23 protein-coding genes are annotated in these 22,985 nt (G+C 62.8%); 13 read left to right on the top strand and 10 right to left on the bottom strand.

The window, feature by feature from the left end:
* Positions 1-35: 35 nt before the first annotated feature.
* Positions 36-491: an Lrp/AsnC family transcriptional regulator gene (locus RBB16_RS15995; RefSeq protein WP_306047113.1), complete on the top strand. Its 456-nt coding sequence runs from the start codon at positions 36-38 to the stop codon at positions 489-491.
* A 3-nt stretch (positions 492-494) separates the two neighbouring features.
* Here the strand turns inward: RBB16_RS15995 and RBB16_RS15990 are convergent, their stop codons facing one another.
* Positions 495-1,535, bottom strand: coding sequence for an asparaginase (locus RBB16_RS15990; protein WP_306047112.1), 1,041 nt, complete (start codon positions 1,533-1,535; stop codon positions 495-497).
* A gap of 189 nt (positions 1,536-1,724) precedes the next feature.
* On the opposite strand from RBB16_RS15990, the gene pnp reads away from it, so the two are divergent.
* Together pnp and RBB16_RS15980 are read left to right on the top strand one after the other, a co-directional pair.
* The gene (gene pnp / locus RBB16_RS15985; protein WP_306047111.1) at positions 1,725-3,854 is read left to right on the top strand and encodes a polyribonucleotide nucleotidyltransferase; all 2,130 of its coding nucleotides are present in this window, start codon (positions 1,725-1,727) and stop codon (positions 3,852-3,854) included.
* Positions 3,855-4,008: 154 nt separating this feature from the next.
* Positions 4,009-4,677, top strand: coding sequence for a glycosyltransferase (locus RBB16_RS15980; RefSeq protein WP_071691497.1), 669 nt, complete (start codon positions 4,009-4,011; stop codon positions 4,675-4,677).
* A 76-nt stretch (positions 4,678-4,753) separates the two neighbouring features.
* Here the strand turns inward: RBB16_RS15980 and RBB16_RS15975 are convergent, their stop codons facing one another.
* Positions 4,754-6,664: a PhoX family phosphatase gene (locus tag RBB16_RS15975; RefSeq protein WP_306047110.1), complete on the bottom strand. Its 1,911-nt coding sequence runs from the start codon at positions 6,662-6,664 to the stop codon at positions 4,754-4,756.
* A 207-nt stretch (positions 6,665-6,871) separates the two neighbouring features.
* Here RBB16_RS15975 and RBB16_RS15970 point away from each other — a divergent pair, with 207 nt between their 5' ends.
* Positions 6,872-7,432: a L,D-transpeptidase gene (locus RBB16_RS15970; protein ID WP_306047109.1), complete on the top strand. Its 561-nt coding sequence runs from the start codon at positions 6,872-6,874 to the stop codon at positions 7,430-7,432.
* Positions 7,433-7,503: 71 nt separating this feature from the next.
* Here RBB16_RS15970 and RBB16_RS15965 read toward each other — a convergent pair whose 3' ends face one another.
* Positions 7,504-8,157, bottom strand: a complete 654-nt coding sequence (locus RBB16_RS15965) for a peroxiredoxin (protein ID WP_306047108.1) — start codon at positions 8,155-8,157, stop codon at positions 7,504-7,506.
* A 226-nt stretch (positions 8,158-8,383) separates the two neighbouring features.
* Here RBB16_RS15965 and RBB16_RS15960 point away from each other — a divergent pair, with 226 nt between their 5' ends.
* Together RBB16_RS15960 and RBB16_RS15955 are read left to right on the top strand one after the other, a co-directional pair.
* Positions 8,384-9,829 carry an aldehyde dehydrogenase family protein gene (locus tag RBB16_RS15960; protein WP_306047107.1) on the top strand — a complete coding sequence of 482 codons (1,446 nt, stop codon included), beginning with the start codon at positions 8,384-8,386 and terminating at the stop codon, positions 9,827-9,829.
* Between the two features lie 77 nt (positions 9,830-9,906).
* Positions 9,907-10,941, top strand: coding sequence for a serine/threonine protein kinase (locus tag RBB16_RS15955; protein ID WP_306047106.1), 1,035 nt, complete (start codon positions 9,907-9,909; stop codon positions 10,939-10,941).
* 64 nt (positions 10,942-11,005) lie between these two features.
* On the opposite strand, the gene RBB16_RS15950 is transcribed toward RBB16_RS15955, so the two are convergent.
* Together RBB16_RS15950 and RBB16_RS15945 are read right to left on the bottom strand one after the other, a co-directional pair.
* Entirely contained in the window at positions 11,006-11,656 is a 651-nt protein-coding gene (locus tag RBB16_RS15950) for a pseudouridine synthase (RefSeq protein WP_306047105.1), read from the bottom strand.
* Positions 11,657-11,694: 38 nt separating this feature from the next.
* Positions 11,695-11,967, bottom strand: a complete 273-nt coding sequence (locus RBB16_RS15945; RefSeq protein WP_306047104.1) for a hypothetical protein — start codon at positions 11,965-11,967, stop codon at positions 11,695-11,697.
* A gap of 123 nt (positions 11,968-12,090) precedes the next feature.
* Here RBB16_RS15945 and RBB16_RS15940 point away from each other — a divergent pair, with 123 nt between their 5' ends.
* The 3 genes from RBB16_RS15940 (at position 12,091) to RBB16_RS15930 (ending at position 13,467) form a co-directional block, all read left to right on the top strand.
* Complete coding sequence (locus RBB16_RS15940; protein ID WP_158514352.1) at positions 12,091-12,255, top strand: hypothetical protein; 165 nt, start codon at positions 12,091-12,093, stop codon at positions 12,253-12,255.
* Between the two features lie 126 nt (positions 12,256-12,381).
* A complete protein-coding gene (locus tag RBB16_RS15935) occupies positions 12,382-13,101 on the top strand; it encodes an SDR family oxidoreductase (RefSeq protein ID WP_306047103.1) in 720 nt (239 codons plus the stop codon).
* A 48-nt stretch (positions 13,102-13,149) separates the two neighbouring features.
* Entirely contained in the window at positions 13,150-13,467 is a 318-nt protein-coding gene (locus RBB16_RS15930) for a DUF3775 domain-containing protein (RefSeq protein ID WP_071691504.1), read from the top strand.
* A gap of 16 nt (positions 13,468-13,483) precedes the next feature.
* Here the strand turns inward: RBB16_RS15930 and RBB16_RS15925 are convergent, their stop codons facing one another.
* From RBB16_RS15925 to RBB16_RS15915, 3 genes are all read right to left on the bottom strand, one after another.
* On the bottom strand, positions 13,484-14,527 hold the full coding sequence (locus RBB16_RS15925; RefSeq protein ID WP_306047102.1) for a saccharopine dehydrogenase: 1,044 nt from the start codon (positions 14,525-14,527) through the stop codon (positions 13,484-13,486).
* Positions 14,528-14,537: 10 nt separating this feature from the next.
* Positions 14,538-15,197 carry a histidine phosphatase family protein gene (locus tag RBB16_RS15920; RefSeq protein WP_306047101.1) on the bottom strand — a complete coding sequence of 220 codons (660 nt, stop codon included), beginning with the start codon at positions 15,195-15,197 and terminating at the stop codon, positions 14,538-14,540.
* A 69-nt stretch (positions 15,198-15,266) separates the two neighbouring features.
* Complete coding sequence (locus RBB16_RS15915; protein ID WP_306047100.1) at positions 15,267-15,428, bottom strand: hypothetical protein; 162 nt, start codon at positions 15,426-15,428, stop codon at positions 15,267-15,269.
* Positions 15,429-15,465: 37 nt separating this feature from the next.
* Here RBB16_RS15915 and RBB16_RS15910 point away from each other — a divergent pair, with 37 nt between their 5' ends.
* On the top strand, positions 15,466-16,680 hold the full coding sequence (locus RBB16_RS15910; protein ID WP_306047099.1) for a hydantoinase/carbamoylase family amidase: 1,215 nt from the start codon (positions 15,466-15,468) through the stop codon (positions 16,678-16,680).
* A gap of 108 nt (positions 16,681-16,788) precedes the next feature.
* Positions 16,789-17,316 (top strand): flavodoxin domain-containing protein, encoded by a 528-nt coding sequence (locus RBB16_RS15905; protein ID WP_306047098.1) that lies wholly within the window; start codon positions 16,789-16,791, stop codon positions 17,314-17,316.
* Here the strand turns inward: RBB16_RS15905 and RBB16_RS15900 are convergent.
* Both RBB16_RS15900 and RBB16_RS15895 read right to left on the bottom strand, forming a co-directional pair.
* On the bottom strand, positions 17,313-18,014 hold the full coding sequence (locus tag RBB16_RS15900) for a response regulator transcription factor (RefSeq protein ID WP_071691509.1): 702 nt from the start codon (positions 18,012-18,014) through the stop codon (positions 17,313-17,315). The genes RBB16_RS15905 and RBB16_RS15900 overlap by 4 nt on opposite strands.
* The gene (locus tag RBB16_RS15895) at positions 18,011-19,939 is read right to left on the bottom strand and encodes a PAS-domain containing protein (protein ID WP_306047097.1); all 1,929 of its coding nucleotides are present in this window, start codon (positions 19,937-19,939) and stop codon (positions 18,011-18,013) included. Before RBB16_RS15895 ends, RBB16_RS15900 begins: the two co-directional genes overlap by 4 nt.
* Positions 19,940-20,151: 212 nt before the next feature.
* On the opposite strand from RBB16_RS15895, the gene RBB16_RS15890 reads away from it, so the two are divergent.
* On the top strand, positions 20,152-22,119 hold the full coding sequence (locus RBB16_RS15890) for an AMP-binding protein (protein WP_306047134.1): 1,968 nt from the start codon (positions 20,152-20,154) through the stop codon (positions 22,117-22,119).
* Between the two features lie 2 nt (positions 22,120-22,121).
* On the top strand, positions 22,122-22,937 hold the full coding sequence (locus RBB16_RS15885) for an ABC transporter ATP-binding protein (RefSeq protein ID WP_371931259.1): 816 nt from the start codon (positions 22,122-22,124) through the stop codon (positions 22,935-22,937).
* Positions 22,938-22,985 lie beyond the last annotated feature (48 nt).

The following is a 22,985-nucleotide window of genomic DNA, read 5'->3' as shown; positions in this document are numbered from 1 at the left end:
GGAGCAAAATTCGCTCAATAAAGGGAAAATTTCCGATGGATCACTTGGACGTGAAAATTCTTTCCGTCTTGCAGAGGGATGGGCAGATATCAATGGCTCGGCTATCCGAACAGGTCGGCCTGTCCCTGTCCGCCTGCCACCGGCGCGTCAAGCTGCTGGAGGGCAGCGGCAAGATCGCGAATTACACGGCGCGGCTCAGTCGCAAGGCCGTGGGGCTTGAAATCCAGATCTTCATCGAGGTCAAGCTGGCGAGCCAGCGCAAGGAACACATCACGGCTTTCGAAAAGGCGATCCGGCACATGCCGGAGGTTCTGGAATGCCACATGATCTCGGGTGAGTTCGACTACCTGATCCGCCTTGCGGCGCGAAACACCGAAGCCTACGAAAAGCTCTATCGTGATCGCCTGTCCGAGATCCCGTCAGTCACTCAGATGAAAACGCTGCTCAGCCTGTCGACGGTGAAAGAATTTCAGGGCTACCACCTGGAGTGACGATCAGGGCACCGGAAATGGCGCCCCGAATTCCCCGCAAAGGGGCGTTTCGAGGAACGTCGCCAGCGCTGCCCGCCCGGTGACCGTTGCCAGCGCAAGCGACAGCTTGGCATAGGCAGCCTCCAGCGTCATGTCGCGCCCGTCGATCACCCCGTGATCCAGCAACACCGCCCCGGCGGCGTAGTGGCCAAGCGATGTGCCCCCTGCCAGCGTTTCACTGACGGCAACCACGGGAATGCCGCGGTCTGCGGCGCGCGCCAGCCCCTGTTCCAGCAGTGGATCGTCGGGCACGGTGCCGCTGCCATAACAACGCAGGACGACACCATCGCAGGTGTCCATCGCGAACCCAACCACGCGCATGTCACAGCCCGGAGCCACCGGGACGACGGCAATCCGCGCCTCTCCGAAGCGATGCTGTGCCAGCGTCTCACCCTCGCGGCGCGGGGGCCTGTCCGACAGCATGGCGGAAAATGCGTCGGGGGCGGAACTGTGGATCTTGCGCGCCCTTGGCCCGCGCAGCAGCTTGCCTGCGAACTGGATCCAGACGCCGGGCTCTGCCGTTTGCGTTGCCGCCAGTGCATCGCGCAGATTGGCCCACCCGTCGCTGTTGTCCCCACCCAACGGGATCATCGACCCGGTCAGGATCACCGGCTTGTGCAATCCCTCAAGCGCCATGGTCAGGGCCGAGGAGGTGAAGGCGAGCGTGTCGGTGCCATGGGTGATCAGGATCGCATCGCAGCTGTCCGCCCGCGCGACGATCTCGGCGGCCAGCCGGTTCCAGTCTGCGGGCGTCGCGTTGGCGCTGTCGATCAGCGGCTCCAGCCTGACAATCTCAATATCCAGGTCATTCCCGCGTTCTGCCATCAACCGACCAACGGCGTACTCGACGACCCCAAGCTCCGGCTTCAGGCCGCGCGCGGTCGGAACCATGCCGATGGTGCCGCCAGTGTGAAGCAGCAGGATACGATTGCGCGGGTTCATTTCGGGACAGGCTCTCGCATAGGTTGCGGGGCGCTTGGTGCGCCGATCAAGGGGTCCGGTCAAGGGGGACGGGCCGCGAAATGAAAGAGATTGCTTTCAAACCGCTGAAAATCCGTGTATGGCCCCGCCATCTGAGACGTGATGCCTTTGACCCCGGGCGCATGAACAGGATTGGGGTCGGCGGCAATGGGGCCGCCACGCAATCGGGAGACCCGGCAGGGGCTGGGAGTGCTCCCATCGAGGATACGATACATGTTCAACGTTACGACGAAATCCATGCAGTGGGGCGAGGAAACGCTTACACTGGAAACGGGCAAGATTGCCCGCCAGGCAGATGGCTGTGTCATCGCCACGCTCGGTGAAACCTCGGTCATGGCCGCAGTGACCTTCGCCAAGCAACCCAAGCCGGGGCAGGACTTTTTCCCGCTGACCGTGCACTACCAGGAAAAATACTACGCCGCCGGTAAGGTTCCGGGTGGCTTCTTCAAGCGCGAGGCGCGTCCGACCGAAAAGGAAACGCTGACCGCGCGCCTGATCGACCGTCCGATCCGCCCGCTCTTCGTGCCCGGCTTCAAGAACGAAGTTCTGGTCATGTGCACGGTGCTGAGCCACGATCTGGTCAACGATCCCGATATCGTCGCGATGATCGCCGCCTCTGCCGCGCTGACCATCTCCGGCGCGCCGTTCCGTGGCCCGATTGCGGGCGCACGCGTTGGTTTCGAGGATGGCGAATACGTTCTGAACCCGACAGTCGACGACATGCACGACCTGCGCAACAACCCCGATCAGCGTCTTGATCTGGTTGTGGCCGGCACCAAGAACGCCGTGATGATGGTGGAGTCCGAGGCTTACGAGCTGTCCGAGGCAGAGATGCTGGGTGCCGTGACCTTCGCGCATGAGCAGATCCAGCCGGTGATCGACCTGATCATCAGCCTGGCCGAAGATGCCGCGAAAGAGCCCTTCGACTTCCAACCTGCCGATTATTCGGAGCTTTACGACGCCGTGAAGGCCGCTGGCGAGGACAAGATCCGCGCCGCTTACGCCATCACCGACAAGCAGGAACGCACCACCGCCGTTTCCGACGCCAAGGCCGCCATCATCGAGGCCCTGACCGAGGAACAGCGCGAGGATGAGAACCTCGGAACCGCGCTGAAGAAGCTGGAAGCCGCCGTTCTGCGCGGCGACGTGGTTAAGACCGGCAAGCGGATCGACGGCCGTGCACTGGATACCGTGCGCCCGATCGTGTCCGAAACCGGCCTTCTGCCCCGGACCCACGGTTCGGCCCTGTTCACCCGTGGTGAAACCCAGGGTCTGGTCGTGACCACACTTGGCACCGGCGACGACGAGCAGTTCATCGACGCCCTGCATGGGAACTTCAAATCGAACTTCCTGCTGCACTACAACTTCCCGCCCTACTCGGTCGGTGAAGCCGGTCGCGTGGGCCCTCCGGGCCGTCGTGAAATCGGTCATGGCAAACTGGCATGGCGCGCCCTTCAGGCCGTTCTGCCCGCTGCCACCGATTTCCCCTACACCGTGCGCGTCGTGTCCGAGATCACCGAGTCCAACGGCTCCTCCTCCATGGCGTCCGTCTGCGGCGGCTCTCTGTCGATGATGGATGCGGGCGTTCCGCTGAAAGCCCCGGTTGCCGGTGTGGCCATGGGCCTGATCCTGGAAGAGGACGGCGATTACGCGGTTCTGACCGACATCCTGGGTGACGAGGATCACCTCGGCGACATGGACTTCAAGGTTGCAGGTACTGAAGCGGGCATCACCAGCCTGCAGATGGACATCAAGGTTGCGGGCATTACGCCCGAAATCATGTCCAAGGCGCTGGAACAGGCCAAGGCTGGCCGCCTGCACATCCTTGGTGAAATGGCCAAGGCCCTGACCGAAGCGGGGTCCTTCTCGATCCACGCGCCGCGTATCGAGACGATGCAGATCCCTACCGACAAGATCCGTGAAGTGATCGGTTCGGGCGGCAAGGTCATCCGCGAGATCGTGGAAGTCTCGGGCGCCAAGGTCGATATCAACGACGACGGCATCATCAAGATCGCCAGCCCGAACGGGGAAGCCATCCAGAAGGCCTATGACATGATCCACGCGATCGTGGCAGAGCCGGAAGAAGGCCACATCTACAAGGGCAAGGTCGTGAAGATCGTCGATTTCGGTGCCTTCGTGAACTTCTTCGGCAAGCGCGACGGTCTGGTGCATGTGTCCCAGATCGAGAACCGCCGCCTGAACCACCCCTCCGACGTTCTGAAAGAAGGTCAGGAAGTGTGGGTCAAGCTTCTGGGCTTCGACGATCGCGGCAAGGTCCGGCTGGCCATGAAGATGGTCAACCAGGAAACCGGCAAGGAAGAAGCGCCGGACGCTGGCGAGTAAGCCCAAGCATCAGATACATACCCATGACCCCGGAGATTTCTCCGGGGTCATTTTTTTGCCGAAGTTTTGGGAAAAACTGTGTAAAGATAAGGATAACGAGCAGACCTGCCCGCAAGAGCGCACACCGCCGGGGGCAGAGAGAAGAGGCAAGGGCATGAGCGGGCAGATCACGATTTGCATGACGATGGGGCTGCGCCCCGACTATCTGGAACAGACGATTGAAAGTCTTGGGCCCCAGATGCGGCTGCTGCCGATCGTGGCGATCAATGATTTCGGGGATGATCCCACGAACCGGATGTTCGACAGGCTCTGCCCCCATGGGCGGCGCATTGATCTTGGCGGTCGTGTCGGCCATCACGCCGCTGTGGACGCGATGTATGAGGCCGTGGACACCCCCTATATTTTCCATATCGAGGATGACTGGCATTTCGCCCGCACCGACTTCCTGCCCGAAGCCATTGCCTTGCTGGACTCCGACCCGACCATGACCTCTGTCTGCGTCAGGGAGCTGGATGACATGCCGATCGAGCCACAGCGCGCGGCCCGTGTGACATACGAAGAGATCGGTGGCGTGTCCTACGCGCTCATGACGCGCGTGCACATGCGCTGGTACGGGTTCACCTTCAACCCGCATGTGATCCGCCGCAGCACCTGGCAGGATCTTGGCGGCTACAGCCGGTTCGGCAAGGAGAAGGACATCTCGCGCCATATGCGCGCGGCAGGGCGGCATGTGGGCTATCTGGAGGATGGCGGCTGCCGCCATATCGGGGCCGAGCATTCCATCGCCCGCAAGTCCAACCCGCTGATGGCGGCACGGGCCTGACGGAAAAACCCCGGCAAGCAATGCCTGCCGGGGCTGAAACAAATAATCAGGTACTGAAATCCTGTCGGGGCTGGCCTTAGCCGACAAGCCCGCCATCGTTGCGCCAGACCGCCACGACAGACGAGCGGGCCAACTGACCTTCGCCATCCGGGAACGGGGCAGAGGGGTGCTGGATGCCCACGAACATGGTGCGCCGGTCCGACGACCAGGTCAGGCCGGTCACTTCCGAACCGTTGGGGCCGGTCAGGAAGCGCACGATCTCACCCGTTTCAGGATCGCCGCAGAGCATCTGGTTGTTGCCCATGCCCGCGAAATCCCCCTCGTTGCTGTCATTCCCGTCGGTCTGGATCCACAGCAGGCCAGCGCTGTCGAACATCATCCCGTCGGGCGAGTTGAACAGGTTGCCCGCGTTGACGTTTTCAGATCCGGCATAGGCGTCTTCATGCACTTCGGGATTGCCCGCCATGACGTAGAGATCCCAGTCGAAGCTGTCCGACGCGTGGTCGTCATTCGCGGGGCGCCAGCGCACGATCTGGCCATAGCGGTTGCCCTCGCGCGGGTTGACCGCGTTCAGTTCCATCACGTCACCGCCTGCATTGGCGCGCATGGTGCCATCGTCGTTCAGCAGCGCGCGGCGGCTGTTATTGGTCAGCGCGCAATAGGCCTCGACCGCGATCGGGTTCACGGCGACCCATTCGGGACGATCCATGGTGGTGGCACCGACGGCAGAGGCGGCCATACGGGTGTGAACCAGGATTTCGACCTCGGACATACCGGTTGCCTCGGGGGTCAGGGCAACCCACTCACCGCTGCCATCCTCGTTGAAGCGGGCCACGTAGAGCTGCCCGTCATCGAGCAGGCCATCGGTGTTGCCGCCGGGCTGATAAACGCCGTTGGACAGGAACTTGTACAGGAACTCGCCGCGTTCATCATCGCCCATATAGACGGCGACACGGCCATCGGGGGCAATCGCGCAGGCGGCGTTTTCATGCTTGAAGCGGCCAAGCGCGGTGCGCTTCACCGGGGTGCTGTCTGGGGCCGACGGGTCGATCTCGACGATATAGCCGAAGCGGTTCGGCTCATTCGGTTCTACCGAGATATCGAAACGCGCATCGTGATGTTCGTAGTTGTAGCGGCTTTCAAGGTTGATGCCGTAACGGCGGAAGGCGGCGGGGCGCTCGAAGTTCGGATCGGTCGAGCCGAAATAGCCGTTAAAGTTCTCTTCACAGGTCAGGTAGGTGCCCCAGGGCGTCCGGCCGGACCCGCAATTGTTGAGTGTGCCCAGAACCATCGTGCCAGTCGGATCGGCCGATGTTTGCAGCATCGCATCGCCCGCGGCAGGGCCGGACAGGCGCATTTCGGTGTTGTGGTGGATGCGGCGGTTAAAGGGGCTGTCGACGACGATCTGCCAACCGGCCTCTCCCCTTGCCACTTCCATGACCGTGACGCCTTGCATGTTCTGAAGCGTCAGAACGGCCTCGGCGGTTTCGATCTCGCCGCCCGTGGCTGGCAGGTTCACGCCCGGGTTCACGTATTCATGGTTCACGGCAATCAGCTCGTGACCATCGACGCTGAACAGCTCCATCCCGTCGGTGTTTTCGCCGAAAACGCGGTCAGAGGCTTCGACGGTCACGCCGGTCGCGGGGTCGAGCGTGGCGGGCGCGTCGGAAAACAGGGGGTCACCCCACCGGGCCAGCGGTGCCCAGGAATAGCCCTCGGGCACGTGCACGGTGAAATCGGTCTGTGCGGCAATCGGGGTGAAGGCAAAGCGCGTCGCGCCATGTCCCATGGCCATAGCCGCGGTGGAATTCAGCAGGCCCGCGCCCATGGCAGTAGCGCCCGATCCGAAGGCCACAAGGCCAGACAGGAAGCCGCGGCGCGACAGGGCCGCCTCGACCACGCGGTCGAAATCGGTTTCCTCGGGGCGGGGGTCGTGGTGTTCATCCCATTCGTCCCAGGACAGGTGGCTGAGATCGGACTCTTTCATGGCGGCCTCTTGCGCGATGGTTGCAACTGGCGTGGTGGCTATCGTGGGCCTGTCAAAGCTGTGTGACAGGTTTGAATCACCGATATGAAACCTGCGCGGGGGGTGGAATTACAGAAACGTTATCAAACAAAGACTTGCCCGGTTCACAAAGGATCGGTCAAACTCTGCCGAGTTCAGAAATTTTACCGAAGGGGAGGGATGCTGCCGATGCTGACCCGCCGCCATTTCATTTCGACCGGGGCTGCGCTGGCCCTGACACCGACCATCGCGGGCGCCACCGAAAGCTGGCAGCTGTCCAGCCGGTACGAGCCGCAAATGGTTGACATCAACCCCGGCTTCCGCCCCGGCACGATCCATGTCGATATGGGCGCACATTTCCTATATCTGGTGCATGAGAACGACACGGCGCTTAGATTTGGCGTTGCCGTGGGGCGCGAAGGCCGTCAGGCATCCGGTTCTTTCCGGGTTGGCCGCAAGGCCGAATGGCCAAGCTGGACACCCACACCAAGCATGATCGCGCGCGAGCCGGAGGTCTATTCGCAGTTCGCCGGTGGCATGGAGGGCGGCCCGGACAACCCGCTCGGGGCGCGGGCTCTGTATCTCTATACCGGCTATGGCGATTCGCTTTTGCGTATCCACGGAACGCCGCAACCCTGGTCTATCGGCATGTCGGCATCCTCTGGCTGTATCCGGATGGTGAATGACCATGTGATCCAACTGTACGACATGGTGGATGTGGGAACGCCGGTCCGGTTGCACCCCGTCTAACGTCGGACCGGAACGCAAAAGGCCCCTGGAACCATCCCAGGGGCCTCTTCTTTACTGCGACCGGAGGCAGATCAGGCAGAGAGCTTTGCCATACGCAGATAGGGCAGTTTCTTGTCGATCGAGCCATATTTGGCGATGGCATCTTCGTCGCTGACCGACAGCGGCACCACAACGTCACCACCGGGGGTCCAGTTGGCCGGGGTTGCCACGGTTTCGCGCGCGGCGGTCTGGAGCGCATCCAGCGCGCGCAGCACCTCGGCGAAGTTGCGGCCCACATTCATCGGGTAGGTCATCGACAGCTTCAACTGCTTGTCGGGGCCGATGATGAAGACCGTGCGCACGGTCTGGCTGTCGGCGGGTGTCGGGTTGTCGGACAGGTAATAGTCGGCCTGAAGCATGTCGAAGGCCTTGGAAACCTGCAGGTCCTTGTCCGCAACGATCGGGAAGCCTGCTTTTGCACCGCCCACGGATTCAATATCGCCCTTCCACTTCACATGCTCTTCCACGCTGTCCACGGAAATGCCAAGCACTTTGGTGCCGCGCTTTTCCCATTCGTCGGCCAGTTGGGCGACGGCACCGAATTCAGTGGTGCAGACCGGGGTGAAATCCTTGGGGTGGCTGAACAGGATCGCCCAGTTGTCGCCGATCCAGTCATGCAGGGCAAAGCTGCCCTGATCTGTTTCGACGGTAAGGTTCGGGATGGTGTCGTTGATGCGCAGGGCCATACTCGGGCTCCTCGTTATTCGGTTGCAGTCGTCAATTATAATATGGGTATTCCGAGGGGGAGTTACACCGCCAAGATTTAGAATCCTTATAGATAGGGACAGACATTCCGCCGCACTGCGGCAGGATGTGACAGGCGTTCCCGCAACTCCGTCGCGTCACGAACGGGGGGCCTTGTCCTTGGCATCAGTCGATGACAGGCTCCGCGCCGAACAAGGGAGACAGATCATGCCCAAGAGCACAGATTTCTACATCAACGGCCAATGGGTGGCCCCGAGCCAGCCCAATGATTTCGACGTCGTCAACCCCTCGACCGAGGAGGTCTGCGCAACGATTTCGCTTGGCGGGCAGGCCGATGTGGACGCCGCCGTTGCCGCTGCCCGAACGGCGTTTGAAAGTTATGCCTATACGTCCAAGCAGGACCGGCTCGACCTGATCCGCAAGGTGCTGGAGGTCTACAAGGCCCGTGGCGAGGACATGGCGCAGGCAATCTCGACCGAGATGGGTGCACCCATCGACATGGCCCGGTCCTCTCAGGTCGGCGCGGGCACGTGGCACATCTCGAATTTCATCAAGGCGCTGGAGGATTTCGAGTTCGAACGCCCCCTGGGCGACCATGCGCCGAATGACCGGATCATTTACGAGGGCGTTGGCGTTGTCGGCATGATCACCCCGTGGAACTGGCCGATGAACCAGGTGACGCTGAAGGTGATCCCTGCTCTGGCCACCGGCTGCACGATGATCCTGAAACCGTCCGAGATCGCGCCGCTGTCGTCGCTTGTCTGGGCCGAGATCCTTGATGAGGCGGGCGTGCCCGCGGGTGTGTTCAACATGATCAACGGTGATGGTGCGGGCGTGGGTTCTGCGATGACCGCGCATCCCGGCATCGACGCAATCAGCTTCACCGGATCGACCCGCGCAGGCATCGCGATTTCCAAGAACGCGGCGGACACGCTGAAGCCTGTGCATCTGGAACTGGGCGGCAAGGGCGCGAACATCATCTTCGCCGATGCCGATGAGAAGGCTGTGAAGCGTGGGGCGATCCACTGCTTCAACAACTCCGGCCAGTCCTGCAATGCGCCGACGCGCATGCTGGTGCAGCGCGAGGTCTACGATCAGGCGGTAGAGATTGCCGCCGCGACGGCAGAGGCCACCACCGTTGGCTTGGCCAGCGAGTCCGGGCGTCATATCGGCCCGGTCGTCAGCCAGATGCAGTTCGACAAGATCCAAGGGTTGATCGCAAAGGGCATCGAAGAAGGCGCCCGACTGGTCGCTGGTGGTCTTGGACGGCCCGAGGGGTTCAACAAGGGCTATTTCGTGCGGCCGACGGTCTTTGCCGATGTGAATAACGACATGACCATCGCGCGCGAGGAAATCTTCGGTCCGGTCCTGTCGATCATCCCCTTCGAGGATGAGGCCGAGGCGCTGGCGATTGCCAATGACACGGAATACGGCCTGACGAACTACGTCCAGACGCAAGATGGGGCCAAGCGCAACCGTCTGGCGCGGAAGCTGCGGTCCGGCATGGTCGAAATGAACGGCCAGGGTCGCGGCGCGGGCAGCCCCTTCGGTGGCATGAAGAAATCCGGCAATGGGCGCGAAGGCGGTGTCTTCGGGCTGGAGGATTTCTGCGAGGTCAAGGCCGTGTCCGGCTGGTCGACTGACGACGCCTGACCGGTGAACATGGACAAAGCTTTGCATCCGGGGGTATCACCGCCCCCGGATCTTTCTTTTCGGGGGTTTCGCCCTTCATGCCTGACCAGCCCCTGACCTTCGTGCCGGATACGGTGCTCAAACGCGATGTGTTCTCGGAAACCATCGCCGGGCATCTGGCCGAAGATCCGTCCCGCAAAGTGGCCCTGCGCAAGCTCGATGGCGTGCCGATCTGGGCGCGGCCGATCGCATGGTATCTCGCCCGCAAGGAAATACGGGGGCTTAGGGCGGTGCAGGGTATCGAGGGCACGCCAGAGCTTCTGCGCGTGGACAAGGTCGGGCTGCTGCGCAGCTGGTCGGAGGGGACACCCCTGCAACTGGCCCGCCCGGTTGATCGCGAATTCTATCGCGACGCCAAGCGGCTTTTGCGTCAGATGCGGCGGCACGGGGTGACTCACAACGATATAGCCAAACCGCAGAACTGGCTGCGCACGCCCGAAGGCCGCGCGGCGGTGATTGATTTTCAACTGGCCAGCGTCCACCGGCGGCGCGGGGTGATGTTTCGCACCATGGCAAGAGAGGATCTGCGGCATCTTCTGAAACAGAAACGCGCCTTTGCGCCGGACCTGCTGACCGCGTCCGAAAAGCGCTTGCTGGCCCGCAAGTCACTGCCGTCGCGCATCTGGATGGCGACCGCCAAGCCTGTCTACAACTTCATTACCCGGCGGCTGATGAACTGGTCCGACGGAGAAGGCACCGAAGACCGGATCGCCCGCGACGGTCCCGCGATCCGCGATCTGGCAGCCCGGCATGATGCCCTGCGCGATGTGGCCTTGTGCACCTACGCCCTGCCCGCGCGTGGAGTTGGGGTTTACGTCTTTGCGGAAACGGACATGGATGCCGCTGAACTACGCGCCCTTATCCCCGAGGCGCGGGCCGAACTGGTTCAGCCCGTGGCCGACTTGCCCCGGCGGCAGGATGGAAGCGTGCGAAGCGATGTTCTGCAACTGATCGCCACCAACCGGCTGGACGATCTGGAAGAGGTCTTGCGAAGAGAGCCGGAATTGGAGCCGTTGCTCTGCCCGATCGTGGCCACGCGCCTGAACTTCACCGACAGGGTGCTGCGCGGGTAGAGGGCGCTGGAACGATCTTGAAAGATCGTTGAAAGGATTTTCAAAATCCTTTCCCGCGCCCCGGTCAGAACGGGGCCTTGACGGAGAAGTTCATTCCCTTGCCCCCGTCGGGATGGCGCAGGCGCAGCGATTCCGCGTGTAGCATCAAACGGGGAAAGTCGCGCGCTGGCCCCTTCGCATAAAACGGATCGCCCAGAATCGGATGGCCGAGCGCAAGCATGTGCACACGCAACTGGTGCGAGCGACCGGTACGCGGATAGAGCCGAACCCGTGTTTCCCCGTTACCGGTTCGCATGACCCGCCACCCGGTTTGTGCAGGCTTGCCGTTTTCGTGGTCGACCATCTGCAACGGCCGGTTCGGCCAGTCCACGATCAGTGGCAGATCCACTTCACCGGTCTTCTCGGCCATTTCGCCCCAGACCCGCGCCACATAAGTTTTCTTGGTCTGGCGCTTTTCGAATTGCAGCCCCAGGTGCCGCTGAGCGTGGGGTGTCAGCCCGAAGACCATGACGCCAGAGGTGTCCATGTCCAGCCGGTGCACCAGCAGCGCCTCCGGGAAGGCCTCTTTCACTCGGGCGATCAGGCAATCGGACAGGTGATCGCCCTTTCCGGGCACGGATAACAGCCCGCTTGGCTTGTTGACCAGCAGGAGCTCATGGTCGTGGTGCAGGATTTCAAGCGGTTCCTGCGGGGGGCGGTAGTCGAGCGGTTGCATGGGGTTGGTCTATTGGCTCCGGCGCGGTTCCGAAAGGCCTATTCCACGCCGCCGGTTTCGAAGGCAATGACGAGGGATGGTGCCATTGTCCCAAGCAGCGACAGGGTCCAGAGACCCCGCGTCAGCCGGTGAGAGGGGTCTTTCAGCCAGACGCCCATGGCCGACAGAAACGACACGGGGCCGGGAAACATCTGTCCGCTGCGACTCGCTGCGATGGCGCGGATCTGGAACACGGCCCGAAAGGACAGCACCGCCCAAAGCGCAAAGCATGGTCCCTGCGCAATCAGAAGGATGAAAATGCCGCTGTCCATGGTGTTGCCTTTCGTGAATCCGTTACAATTGAACGCTTTATCCCGTCCGATGTTAAGTCCCGGGTAACTTCTGCGAGGGCAGTCTGATCGGACTGTGGGGGCGTGAACCAGCAGGTGAACGTCATGATCAACAAAACTTCGGAAATCCGCGTCCTGAAACTGAAGGAAACCCACCCAGAGGAACTGGGCCGCGCCAGCGATGCGCAAACCATGCTCCGTATCTGGTCGCTGCTTGGCGGGCAGGCTCAGATGCGTGACCGGACCATCTGCAACCGTGTTCTGGGCTGACTGATCCTCACCTGCCCCGACATGCTGCGGGGCAGGGCATTGCTGCGACATTTATACGTCCCTTCTGTACTGGACCTGCTCGCGCCGAAGTGAAACCTTCCCTCCGACGCGAAACCGGAGGTCGACATGCGCGATTGGGCAGGGATGCGATACTGGCTTGTAGGGGCGGACGCGTCTCTCGGTGCCGCGCTTGCCGAAAAGCTCAGCCGCGCCGGGGTGTCCCTTGTCCTGTCAGGGTGCGATCAGGACAAGCTGGAAGACCTGGTGGTGTCGCTGCCGGGGCGCGCAAGCTACATCCCGATTGATGTCAGGGACGAAGACAGGCTTGCCGAGATTGCCATTGAACTGGGTGCAGTCGATGGACTGGTCTATGCCATAGATGACCACCATGTGATCGGCGCGGAAGCGTGGAGCGCTGCGGTTGTGGCACGAATGATCTCATCCAATCTGACCGGGATCGCAAATGCGCTTGGCGTGGCGTTGCCGATCTTCGAGGGGCGGGGGCATATCGTTTTGCTGGACAGCCTAGCCGGGATCGGCGGATCGCCCCGTCAGTCGGGCTATGCCGCATCCAAGGCCGGGGTGCGCCTGATGGCCGAATCGCTGCGCGCCGAGGCGAAGGGGTCGGCGCTGGCGGTGCAGCTTGTCACGCTCGGGGTGCCCGGAAGCCGTCTGGCGGTTGCCCCTGCCGCCGCCGCCGCCGAGATCTTCGAACATATGGGCACGCCGCGATTCCGCCGGACGGTTCCCGCCATGGCGGGGGCCGTGGTGCGGCTGCTGCATATCCTGCCCGGTTGGCTGACACGGCCTGCCATTGCATGGCTGACAAAACCGGCGCAGGATTGAACCGGGCGCGCAACAATCCTAGACTCGGACAGAACCGGAGGACCCGACATGCTGGCCATTTCCACCCACAAGGTCGCACAGATCATCCTGATGGGGCACGAGCTCGACCGGGCCGAGGGTGAATTGCGCGGGTTTCTCGAAACCCTGAACGAGGATGAGCAGGCCGAGGTTGTCGCCATCATGTGGATCGGGCGCGGCAGTTTCGAGCCCGAGGATTTCGCCGAGGCGCTTTCCACCGCCCGCAACGAGGCGACGACGCCGACAGCCGATTACCTGATCGGCACCCCGCACCTGTCGGACCATCTGGAAGCCGGGTTGGAGGCGCTCGGCGTCGATCCGTCCGAGGCGGAAGACGACCTGATGTAGGGCCTTGCCCGACGGGTCAGCCGACGTGCTTGTCAAATTCCGCCTTCGCCCGCGCCCAGACCCCACTATCCAGATCGGTCAGTGTCAGGAGAGAGGGCAGAAGCTGCGCCGCGTAGTCCTGCGAAGACTCCACCGGCAGCATCGAGGGCAGGTTGTCGATTGCCATCACGTCCATCGGCGGCATGTCATGAACGCGCAGCACGGGCGCGTCCCATGTGGTCGCGCGGTCATAGACCGGCACGGGGTTGTAATCGCTGTCGGGGTCGCAGGCCACGTCGCCGATCACGGTCAGGCTGCGCGGCTGCGTCAGCGCCTCGCGCGGGACGAAGACCGGCGTTCCGGGGCGCGCGAAGATGCAGTTGAGGAAGATGTCATGGTCGAGGATGTCGGGGAACGGCCCGCCGCTGGCGGTCTCGGCCATGTCCCACTTGGTCACGCTCATCCCCATGGCCTCGCACAGATCCGCCGCGCCGGTGCCCACGCGGCCAAGCGCGCCGATGACGATGGCGCGGGGCGCGGTCAGGCCCGCCATGCCCTTGGCCAGATCGGACAGCAACGCATCCTTGCCGGGATAGGCCTCGACGGGCGGGCAGATGCCGCCCGATTGCTGCGCGATCCAGGCCTTCAGCGACACGGCCGCGCCTGCGAACCCGGCCCAGTAGCCGAAAGCGGCGACGCGGCGGCCGGTCTCGTCCACAAGGTATTCCAGATCGTAGAGTGTCCCGCCCCCGGCCTTGAACCGGTCCAGCAGCGCACGGCCTGAAAACTGCCCCTTGAAGGCGTGGCCGAACATGATGTGACGGTGCGGCAGCGGGGTGCCGTCCTCTGGCAGTTCCTTCAGCCCGAAGATGATCGCGTCGGCAGGCGCGTCTGGCCAGCTGTTTTCCGGCGCGATCTCGGCGCCGGCCTCGGCATAGCCCGTCAGACCTGCGGCGCGGGTGGAGCTTTCCTCGACCGTCACACGGATACCCGCCGCGATCAGGGCGCGAACGCCCTCTGCCGTGATCCCGGTGCGTTCCTCGTTCGGGCGCTGTTCGGCCCGGACCCAGAGATGTGTCATATCGGTTTCCTCACAGATGGGTGCGCGCGAATTGCCGTTCCGGGTGCTCCAGATGCGGCAGCGCGTTGAATTGGGTCAGGGCCAGCGAACCGCGCAGGGGCAGCCAGCGGCTGAGCGAGGTGTTTTCCACGGCGAGGCAGGCGCGGGCATATCCCATCAGGTCGAGCCCGAGGGTGATCCGCATGGCCATGCCGATGACCCCGCCAGAGGTCACGACCAGAGCCCGACCGTCGCCGGCGCCAATCTCTTCCATGCCGTCCCGAACGCGGGCTTCGAATGCCTGAAAACTTTCCGGCGGATTGTCGATCTCGCCTGCCTGCCACGCGGCGAAGAGGCGGGGCAGATGATCGGTGAAATCCTCCCGGTCCTCGGGGATCGGCACGCCATGCTGGTCGCGGTAGAGCGTGGCCAGCGTGAAGAACTCCATCTCGTTGAACCGCGCATCAATCTGGGGCTCTGCATGACCGTCCAGCCCGATGGCTGCGGCGGTTTCCCGGTGGCGCTGAAGCGTGCCGGAGTAAAGTCGCGGAAACACCTCACCGGTGCGCGCCAGATGCTGCCCCAGCCACTGGGCCTGTCGGGTGCCAAGCTCGCTCAGCCGGTCATAGCTGTCTTCGTCGCGCGCTTCGGTATTGGCCTGACCGTGGCGCACGAGGGTGATGTAGGACATGGGGATTTCCTCGCGCCGTCTGCCCCCCGCTTAGGACGTCGGGGCGCGCAAGAAAAGGGGCGAAGCGTCTCAGAGCCCGAGGCTGGCACGGATCGTGGGCAGGGCACCGGCTGCGATCAGGCCCACAATGGTCCCGATGCCAAGACGGATTGCCGGGCGGCCAAGGTTTGGGCTGACAAGGCCCAAAAGGCCACACACCACGGCGTAAAAGGTAAGCGTTACAGGGTCCATGACTAGACGATAGCATAAAACGGGCTAGGAATGGGACATGGGACAGACTTTCGATATCGATTCCGCGCGCTTTCTGGCCGATCTGCATCATCTCCGCAGCTTCGGGGCAGAGGGGTCCGGCGTGGTCCGGCCCGCCTTCTCGCCCGCTGATGTGGCCTCACGCGAATGGCTGTCCGCGCGCATGCAGGAGGCGGGGCTTGCGCCGCATATGGACCCGGCGGGCAACCTCTTCGGGCTGGTCGACGGCCCGTCTTTGCTGATCGGTTCGCATTCCGATTCGCAGCCGGAAGGCGGCTGGCTCGATGGGGCGCTCGGCGTGATCATGGGGCTGGAGGTGGCTCGTGCATCGCGAGAGGCCGGTGGCCCTGCCATTTCCTGCGTCAGCTTTCAGGACGAGGAGGGCCGCTATGGCGCCCTCACGGGCAGCGATATCTGGTCGGGCAGCACCACGCTGGCCGAGGCGGACGCGTTCCGCGCCACCGACGGTCAGAGCTTTGCGGAAGGCCGAGCGGCGGTCGCCCATCTTGCCAAGCCCGATTTCGTGGACCCGGACCGGTTCACCGGCTTTCTGGAATGCCACATCGAACAGGGGCCAGTTCTGGATCAGGTTGGCGAAGCGGTTGGCGTTGTGACCTCTATCGTGGGGCTGAGGCAATTGCAGGTCACGGTGAGCGGCGAACAGAACCACGCGGGCACCACGCCCATGGCCATGCGCAAGGATGCGTTTCAGGGGGCGGTGCGGATTGCGACGCTACTGAATGACCGGTTCCGCAATCTGGTGACGCCGCAGACCGTCTGGACCATCGGGCATATGCGGCTTCTGCCCAATGCATCTTCCATCGTGCCGGGCAAGGCTGTGTTCACCATCCAGTGGCGCGATGGCGATGCGGATCGGCTGGACCGGATGGAACGGGTGATCGACTCCGTCCTGCTGGAGGTCGAGAACGGCACCGGCCTGAACATCAGCGCCGACCGTCTGCGCCACGATCTGGTGCCCGTGCCGATGGATGCGCGGATGCAAGAGGCGCTTTCGAGAGCCGCCGGACAAATTGCGCCCGGCAAGTGGCGGTCGATGCCGTCCGGTGCGCTGCATGATGCGTCGAACCTGTCTCGGATGATGCCGGTGGGAATGCTTTTCGTGCCGTCCATCGGCGGGATCAGCCACGACTTTGCCGAAGACACCGCCGAGGCCGACCTGGTGACCGGCCTCAGGGTTCTGGCGCGTGCGGCGGCGGATCTGGCGCCCTCCTGAGCTTTTTGACTCTCGTCAAGGCGTCAGCCTGGCTTCGGGCGCAGACTGCGGCCAGATGTCGGGCGCATCGCCGCTTGCCCGGCGGATCGCAGGCAAGGAGGCGTTCTCATGAAGATCCTGATCGGTTATGCCACGACCGAGGGCCAGACCCGCAAGATTTGCCGCCATGTGGCAGATCACTTGATTGATGGCGGTCACTCTGTCGAATTGCTCCCTCTTTCGGAGTCAGATGACCCAGGCGTTGCGCGGTTCGACAGGGTCATCCTCGCCGCATCGGTTCACCTTGGCCACTACCAGCAGGCGCTATCGGACTTTGTGGCCGATGCTGCGCCATTGCTGGCAACGCTGCCCACCCTGTTCTTGTCGGTTTCCCTGTCCGCAGCGGGGCATGATGCCGACGACTGGCGCGGCCTTGAAACAATCGCCAACGAGATGACCGAGGCCACCGGTTGGACCCCCGACAGGGTGGAGCAGGTGGCGGGGGCCTACACGCCCTCGCGCTACGATATCATCCGACGCTTCGCCATGCGCCGGATCATCGCCGCAAAAGACCCCGGTCAGGACCTGACCGCAGATCGGGAATATACCGATTGGACCGGGCTGGACCGGGCAGTTGACGACTGGATCGCCGCCTAGTCCCACTTCACATCACCCAGGAAGATATAGCCCGCGCCGTAGATCGTCTTGATCAGGCGCGGGTTTTTCGGGTCTTCCTTCAGCTTGGTGCGCAGGCGCGAGATGCGGACATCCATGGCGCGGTCAAAGCTTTCGCCCGCCGCGCCGCCAAGCGCTTCCTGCATCTGCTGGCGGCTGATCAGGCGTTTGGGGCTGTCGAGGAACAGCCGCAGAACCTCGCCTTCCGCATGGGAAAAACTGACCTCTTCGCCCGCTTCATCGACCATAACGTAGCGGTCGAAATAGGCGGTCCAGCCTTCGAACCGGGCGGTGTCGGATTGCGCCGGGCGACTGCGCACATCCCTGAGCCTTGCGCGCACACGGGCCACGACCTCTGCGGGGTCGAACGGTTTGATGATGTAGTCATCGGCCCCCAGTTCCAGCCCGGTCACCCGGTCCTGTACTTGTGCGCGGCCCGAGATGATGATGATCGACGCGCCCGATTCCAATGCCAGCCGGTGCACCACGGCCAGCCCGTCCCGGTCCGGCAGGCCCAGATCGACAAGGCAGACATCGGGGGTGGTCTTGCGCAGGGCGGCTTCGAACTCGGTCGCGCGGGAATAGGCCGCCGTGCGAAACCCGGCTTCGGTCAGCGCTTCGGACAGCATCAGCCGTATCTGTGGTTCGTCGTCCAGAATGGTGACCAGCGGTTCGCTCATGCGCTTTCCTCCTGCGCCAGTATGGCGTGAAGCTGGCCGCTGTCGAAGGGTTTCGACAGAACGGGCCAGCAGGCCGCCCCCCGTTGCCGCAGCGGGTGTGTTTCGGGCAGGGACGTCATCAGCGCCAGCCGCAGTTCCGGCCGCCGCCGGGCCAGCCTTGCCAGCAGATCGACACCGGTCGTATGGCCAGAGAGCTTGATATCAGACAGAACCATGTTGATGGCGGGCAGGTCGGCCAGCGCATCGGCCTCGGCAAAGCTGGCAGCCTCGATCACCTGATGGCCCATATCGGTCAGCATCTCCCGCACCGACACGCGCAGATCGGGCATATCCTCCACCAGCAGGATCAGCATCGGTGTGGCCTCGGACAGGGGCACCGCGCGGAAGGGCAGCCGGTAGGTGACGCGCGCGCCCTCGCGATGGTTTTCCAGACGTACATTGCCGCCCGACAGCTTGGCGAAATCGAAGACCATCGACAGGCCAAGCCCCGACCCCGCCTGCCCCTTGGTGGTGAAGAACGGGTCGAGCGCGAATTCCAGCGCTTCTTTTGAAAAGCCCGGCCCGGTATCCTCCACCACGATATCGAGCCACGTATCCCGCACCTTCTGCGCGCGAATGCGAATCTCTCCTCCTTCCGGGCCAATCGCGTCACGGGCGTTCAGCACGAGGTTGAGAAGACTGTCCTGCAAGGATCCTTCATCCAGCATCAACAGCGGGTCGGGCACGTTCTGGGTGATCGACAGGCGGATGTTGTCGGCCAGGGGCGCGCGGGCCAGCGCCTCGAAGGTCTCGAAAAAGCGGCGCATATCAACCGGGGCGGGGTGCAGTTCCCGCGGGCCGGAGATGCGCGCGATCCGGTCCAGCAGCGTCCCGCCGCGGCGGGCGGCGGCTGTGGTGGCGCTGGTCAACTCCTTCGCGGCCTCCGGCAGGTCCATCCGGGACAGGCGGCTTTGCAGGCCGAGGATGATGGTCAGCAGGTTGGAAAAGTCATGCGCCATGCCGCTGGTAAGTTGCGCCGCCAGTTCGCGCTTGTTGGTCTGGATCAGCACCGCGCGCGCCTGCGCCTCTTCCGTCACATCTGTGGACAGCAGGTAAACGCCGTTGATCGGACCGGTTTCGCCTACCCGATCGGGGGTAAAGGCCGTGCGAATGCGGCGGCCAGAGTCCTCGTCGGTGAACTCCAGCACGCTTGAATCACCCTTCATCGCCCGGTCCAGATGCGGGCGCAGGCGGCGCGATGTCTTGACCCCGAGCGCTTCGCAGAAATGCAGGCCCACGATCTCGTTCGATCGCCCCGGCAAAACCGAAGACAGGCGCCGGTTGGTGAAGGTGTAGACGCCATCGGTATCCACATGGCCGATATGGGCGGGCGTCATTTCGGTGGTCAGGCGGGTGCGCGCCTCCATTTCGGCCAGCCCGCGCTTGGTCTCTTCCAGCTGTGCGATGGTGGCGGCAAGCTGGCGGTTGGTGCGAGAGAGCTCCTCCGCATGTGTCAGCAACTGATCGGACAGTTCCTCGGACCGGGCGCGCAGCAGCGACTCCTGGCTCTTGATCGAGGTGATGTCGGTATAGACCGTGACCCAGCCCCCCTCTGGCAGCGGGCTGCCCTCGACACTGATCATCCTGCCATTGGACCGGCGGCGTTCCATGTAATGCGGTTCAAAGGCACGGGCCTGTTCCACACGGTCGGTGACGAATCCCTCGGGGTCGTCCACCTCGCCATATTCGCCGCGCTGGACAAGAAATCGGATCGTGTCACGAAATGTCGCACCGGGGGTGACCAGAGATTCTGGCAGATCGAACATGGTCTGGAAGGGCCGGTTGCAGACCGCAAGCTTCAGGTCGCGGTCATAGATCGTCAGCGCCTGCTGGATCAGGTTCAACCCGGCACGGGTCATATGCGCAGTGGCGTCCGATCTGGCCATCTGTCAACTCCTCCTGCCTTTCCGCTACACGCTTGGTTCCCTCGCGCCAAGACCTGCCAGCCGCGTGTTACAATTCGTTAGGATTGGGAAAAAGTCAGGTAAAAATTGACGCTCAACCATGGCGGCAACACGGTGAGGTGCGGATTCGTTTTCGTCATGGAACCGCGTGGCCGCCGGGATGACCGGCGAAGGGAGGACAGAACTTGGCTGAGATGAAAGCGGTTTCGGGCGTGCCTGAATCCGTTCCTGCACTGCTCGCACGGAACGTTGCACAATTCGGAAGCAAGCCCGCCTATCGGGAAAAGGAATTCGGTATCTGGCAAAGCTGGACCTGGGCAGAAGCGGCCGAGGAGATCCAGGCAATTGCCTTTGGGTTCCTGGCGCTTGGCGTCGAGAAGGGCGACCATATCGCCATTGTCGGCCGCAACCGCCCTGCCATGTACTGGTCGATGGTTGCCGCGATGAAGGTGGGGGCCGTGCCGGTGCCCATGTATCAGGACGCCGTGGCCGAAGAGATGACCTATGCGCTGGATCATTCCGGTGCCCGCTTCGTCGTTTGCGGCGATCAGGAACAGGTCGACAAGGTGATCGAGGTGCAGGAAACCGTGCACCAGATCGAACACATCATCTATCAGGACGCGCGCGGTCTGCGGAAATATGATCACACCAAGCTGCACTCTCTGGCCTCCGTGCAAGCAGAGGGCCGCGCGGCCAGTGAGAGGTTCGAAAAGGAACTCGCCGACCGCGAGGCCTCGATCGGCTACGATGACACCTGCGTGATGCTCTATACCTCGGGCACCACGGGTAAATCCAAGGGTGTGGTGCTGTCCAACCGCAATGTGATCGAGACGGCCAGGGCGTCCTCCGAATTCGATCATCTGCGCCCCTCGGAAGAAATTCTCGCCTACTTGCCGATGGCTTGGGTTGGCGACTTCATCTTCTCCATCGGGCAGGCGTACTGGACGGGCTTCTGCACCAACTGCCCGGAATCGCCCGACACGATGATGACCGACCTTCGCGAAATCGGTCCGACCTACTTCTTCGCCCCGCCCCGCATGTTCGAAACGACGCTGACCACTGTCATGATCCGAATGGAGGACGCAGGCGAATTCAAGCGCAAGATGTTCCACAAGTATATGGAACACGCCAAGAAAGTCGGTCCCAGGCTTCTGGACGGCAAGCCGGTTTCCTTCGGTGACAAGCTGAAATACTGGATCGGCGACAAGCTGGTATACGGGCCGCTCAAGAACACGCTCGGCTTCAGCCGCGTCCGGGTCGGGTATACGGCGGGTGAGGCGATCGGGCCGGAGATTTTCGAGTTCTACCGCTCGCTCGGCATCAACCTCAAACAGCTCTATGGCCAGACGGAAGCGACGGTGTTCATCACGCAGCAGCCCGATGGCGAGGTGCGCGCCGATACCGTGGGCGTTCCCAGCCCCGGCGTGGAAATCAGGATCGGGGACAGCGGCGAAATCTACTACCGCAGCCCGGGCACCTTCGTGGAATACTACAAGAACCCCGAAAGCACCGCCGATACCAAAGATCCCGAAGGCTGGGTTGCGACCGGCGACGCGGGTTTCATCGAGGAAGACAGCGGGCATCTGCGGATCATCGACCGCGCCAAGGATGTGGGCAAGATGGCCGATGGCCGCCTGTTCGCGCCGAAATACGTGGAAAACAAGCTCAAGTTCTATCCGAACATTCTGGAGGCCGTGGTCTTCGGGAACGGGCGCGACATGTGCACCGCCTTCATCAATATCGACCTTGCCGCCGTCGGCAACTGGGCCGAGCGCAACAACATCGCCTATGCGTCCTATCAGGAACTGGCCGGGCATAAGCAGGTTCTGGATACCATCCAGCAACATGTTGAAGAGGTGAACAAATCCGTGGCGCAAGACCCGATGCTGTCGGGCTGTCAGGTGCATCGGTTCCTCGTGCTGCACAAGGAACTGGACGCCGATGACGGTGAAATGACCCGGACCCGGAAGGTGCGTCGCCGCATCGTGGAAGAGAAGTTCGCCGACCTGATCGACGCGCTCTACACCGGCAAGTCGGAACAATACACCGAAACCGAAGTGACCTACGAAGACGGTCGCAAGGGCAAGATCACCGCCACGCTGGAGATCCGCGACGCAAAAGTCGTGGAGGCCGCGGGCCAAGCGCAGGTGGCCGCAGAATGACCATGATGCACTACGAACCCCATGTGACCGCCGATGGCCGGACTATCGGTAACACCATGATGGAAATGAAGAATATCACCCTGCGCTTTGGTGGCGTGGTGGCGATCAAGGACATTTCCTTCGACATCCGAGAGGGTGAGATCCGCGCCATTATCGGCCCGAACGGGGCTGGAAAATCCTCGATGCTGAACGTCATCTCGGGCTTCTACAAGCCGCAGGAAGGCGAGGTCTGGTATCTGGGCGAAAAGCGCGGACCGATGCGCCCGTTCGAGGTGGCGCGGCAGGGCATCGCCCGGACCTTCCAGAACATCGCCCTGTTCGAAGGGATGACGGTTCTGGACAACATCATGACCGGCCGCCTGAACCACATGTCGGCCAGCTTCCTCGATCAGGCGATCTGGTGGGGAAAGGCCGAGCGGGAAGAGGTCGCGAACCGCGAGAAAGCCGAAGAAATCATTGATTTCCTTGAGATTCAGGCCATTCGGAAAACACCGGTGGGGCGCCTGCCATACGGCTTGAAAAAGCGTGTGGAACTGGCGCGCGCGCTGGTCGCGGAACCCTCGCTCCTGCTGCTCGACGAACCGATGGCCGGTATGAACGTTGAGGAGAAGGAGGACATGAGCCGCTTCATCCTCGACGTGAATGATGAATACGGCACCACCATCGCGCTGATCGAGCACGATATGGGCGTGGTCATGGACCTGTCCGACCGCGTCGTGGTGATGGATTACGGCAAGAAGATCGGCGACGGCACGCCCGACGAGGTGCGCAACAACCAGGAAGTGATCGACGCCTATCTGGGGGTCGCCCATGACTGAGTTTGCCCCGAAAACAGGGGGGTGCCCCCCGTACACCCCCTGTACACC

It is taken from the genome of Nioella sp. MMSF_3534 (genome assembly GCF_030732985.1).
Lineage (GTDB): Bacteria > Pseudomonadota > Alphaproteobacteria > Rhodobacterales > Rhodobacteraceae > Nioella.
Note: the sequence above shows the minus strand (reverse complement) of the source record. Positions and strands in the feature narration are given on the sequence as shown.

What these genes read in the sequence shown, in the direction of transcription:
- RBB16_RS15995 (WP_306047113.1), top strand. Translation starts at nt 36, where the DNA reads ATGGATCACTTGGACGTGAAAATTCTTTCCGTCTTGCAGAGGGATGGG.
- pnp (WP_306047111.1), top strand. Translation starts at nt 1,725, where the DNA reads ATGTTCAACGTTACGACGAAATCCATGCAGTGGGGCGAGGAAACGCTT.
- RBB16_RS15980 (WP_071691497.1), top strand. Translation starts at nt 4,009, where the DNA reads ATGAGCGGGCAGATCACGATTTGCATGACGATGGGGCTGCGCCCCGAC.
- RBB16_RS15975 (WP_306047110.1), bottom strand. Translation starts at nt 6,664, where the DNA reads ATGAAAGAGTCCGATCTCAGCCACCTGTCCTGGGACGAATGGGATGAA.
- RBB16_RS15970 (WP_306047109.1), top strand. Translation starts at nt 6,872, where the DNA reads ATGCTGACCCGCCGCCATTTCATTTCGACCGGGGCTGCGCTGGCCCTG.
- RBB16_RS15965 (WP_306047108.1), bottom strand. Translation starts at nt 8,157, where the DNA reads ATGGCCCTGCGCATCAACGACACCATCCCGAACCTTACCGTCGAAACA.
- RBB16_RS15960 (WP_306047107.1), top strand. Translation starts at nt 8,384, where the DNA reads ATGCCCAAGAGCACAGATTTCTACATCAACGGCCAATGGGTGGCCCCG.
- RBB16_RS15955 (WP_306047106.1), top strand. Translation starts at nt 9,907, where the DNA reads ATGCCTGACCAGCCCCTGACCTTCGTGCCGGATACGGTGCTCAAACGC.
- RBB16_RS15950 (WP_306047105.1), bottom strand. Translation starts at nt 11,656, where the DNA reads ATGCAACCGCTCGACTACCGCCCCCCGCAGGAACCGCTTGAAATCCTG.
- RBB16_RS15945 (WP_306047104.1), bottom strand. Translation starts at nt 11,967, where the DNA reads ATGGACAGCGGCATTTTCATCCTTCTGATTGCGCAGGGACCATGCTTT.
- RBB16_RS15940 (WP_158514352.1), top strand. Translation starts at nt 12,091, where the DNA reads ATGATCAACAAAACTTCGGAAATCCGCGTCCTGAAACTGAAGGAAACC.
- RBB16_RS15935 (WP_306047103.1), top strand. Translation starts at nt 12,382, where the DNA reads ATGCGCGATTGGGCAGGGATGCGATACTGGCTTGTAGGGGCGGACGCG.
- RBB16_RS15930 (WP_071691504.1), top strand. Translation starts at nt 13,150, where the DNA reads ATGCTGGCCATTTCCACCCACAAGGTCGCACAGATCATCCTGATGGGG.
- RBB16_RS15925 (WP_306047102.1), bottom strand. Translation starts at nt 14,527, where the DNA reads ATGACACATCTCTGGGTCCGGGCCGAACAGCGCCCGAACGAGGAACGC.
- RBB16_RS15920 (WP_306047101.1), bottom strand. Translation starts at nt 15,197, where the DNA reads ATGTCCTACATCACCCTCGTGCGCCACGGTCAGGCCAATACCGAAGCG.
- RBB16_RS15915 (WP_306047100.1), bottom strand. Translation starts at nt 15,428, where the DNA reads ATGGACCCTGTAACGCTTACCTTTTACGCCGTGGTGTGTGGCCTTTTG.
- RBB16_RS15910 (WP_306047099.1), top strand. Translation starts at nt 15,466, where the DNA reads ATGGGACAGACTTTCGATATCGATTCCGCGCGCTTTCTGGCCGATCTG.
- RBB16_RS15905 (WP_306047098.1), top strand. Translation starts at nt 16,789, where the DNA reads ATGAAGATCCTGATCGGTTATGCCACGACCGAGGGCCAGACCCGCAAG.
- RBB16_RS15900 (WP_071691509.1), bottom strand. Translation starts at nt 18,014, where the DNA reads ATGAGCGAACCGCTGGTCACCATTCTGGACGACGAACCACAGATACGG.
- RBB16_RS15895 (WP_306047097.1), bottom strand. Translation starts at nt 19,939, where the DNA reads ATGGCCAGATCGGACGCCACTGCGCATATGACCCGTGCCGGGTTGAAC.
- RBB16_RS15890 (WP_306047134.1), top strand. Translation starts at nt 20,152, where the DNA reads ATGAAAGCGGTTTCGGGCGTGCCTGAATCCGTTCCTGCACTGCTCGCA.
- RBB16_RS15885 (WP_371931259.1), top strand. Translation starts at nt 22,122, where the DNA reads ATGATGCACTACGAACCCCATGTGACCGCCGATGGCCGGACTATCGGT.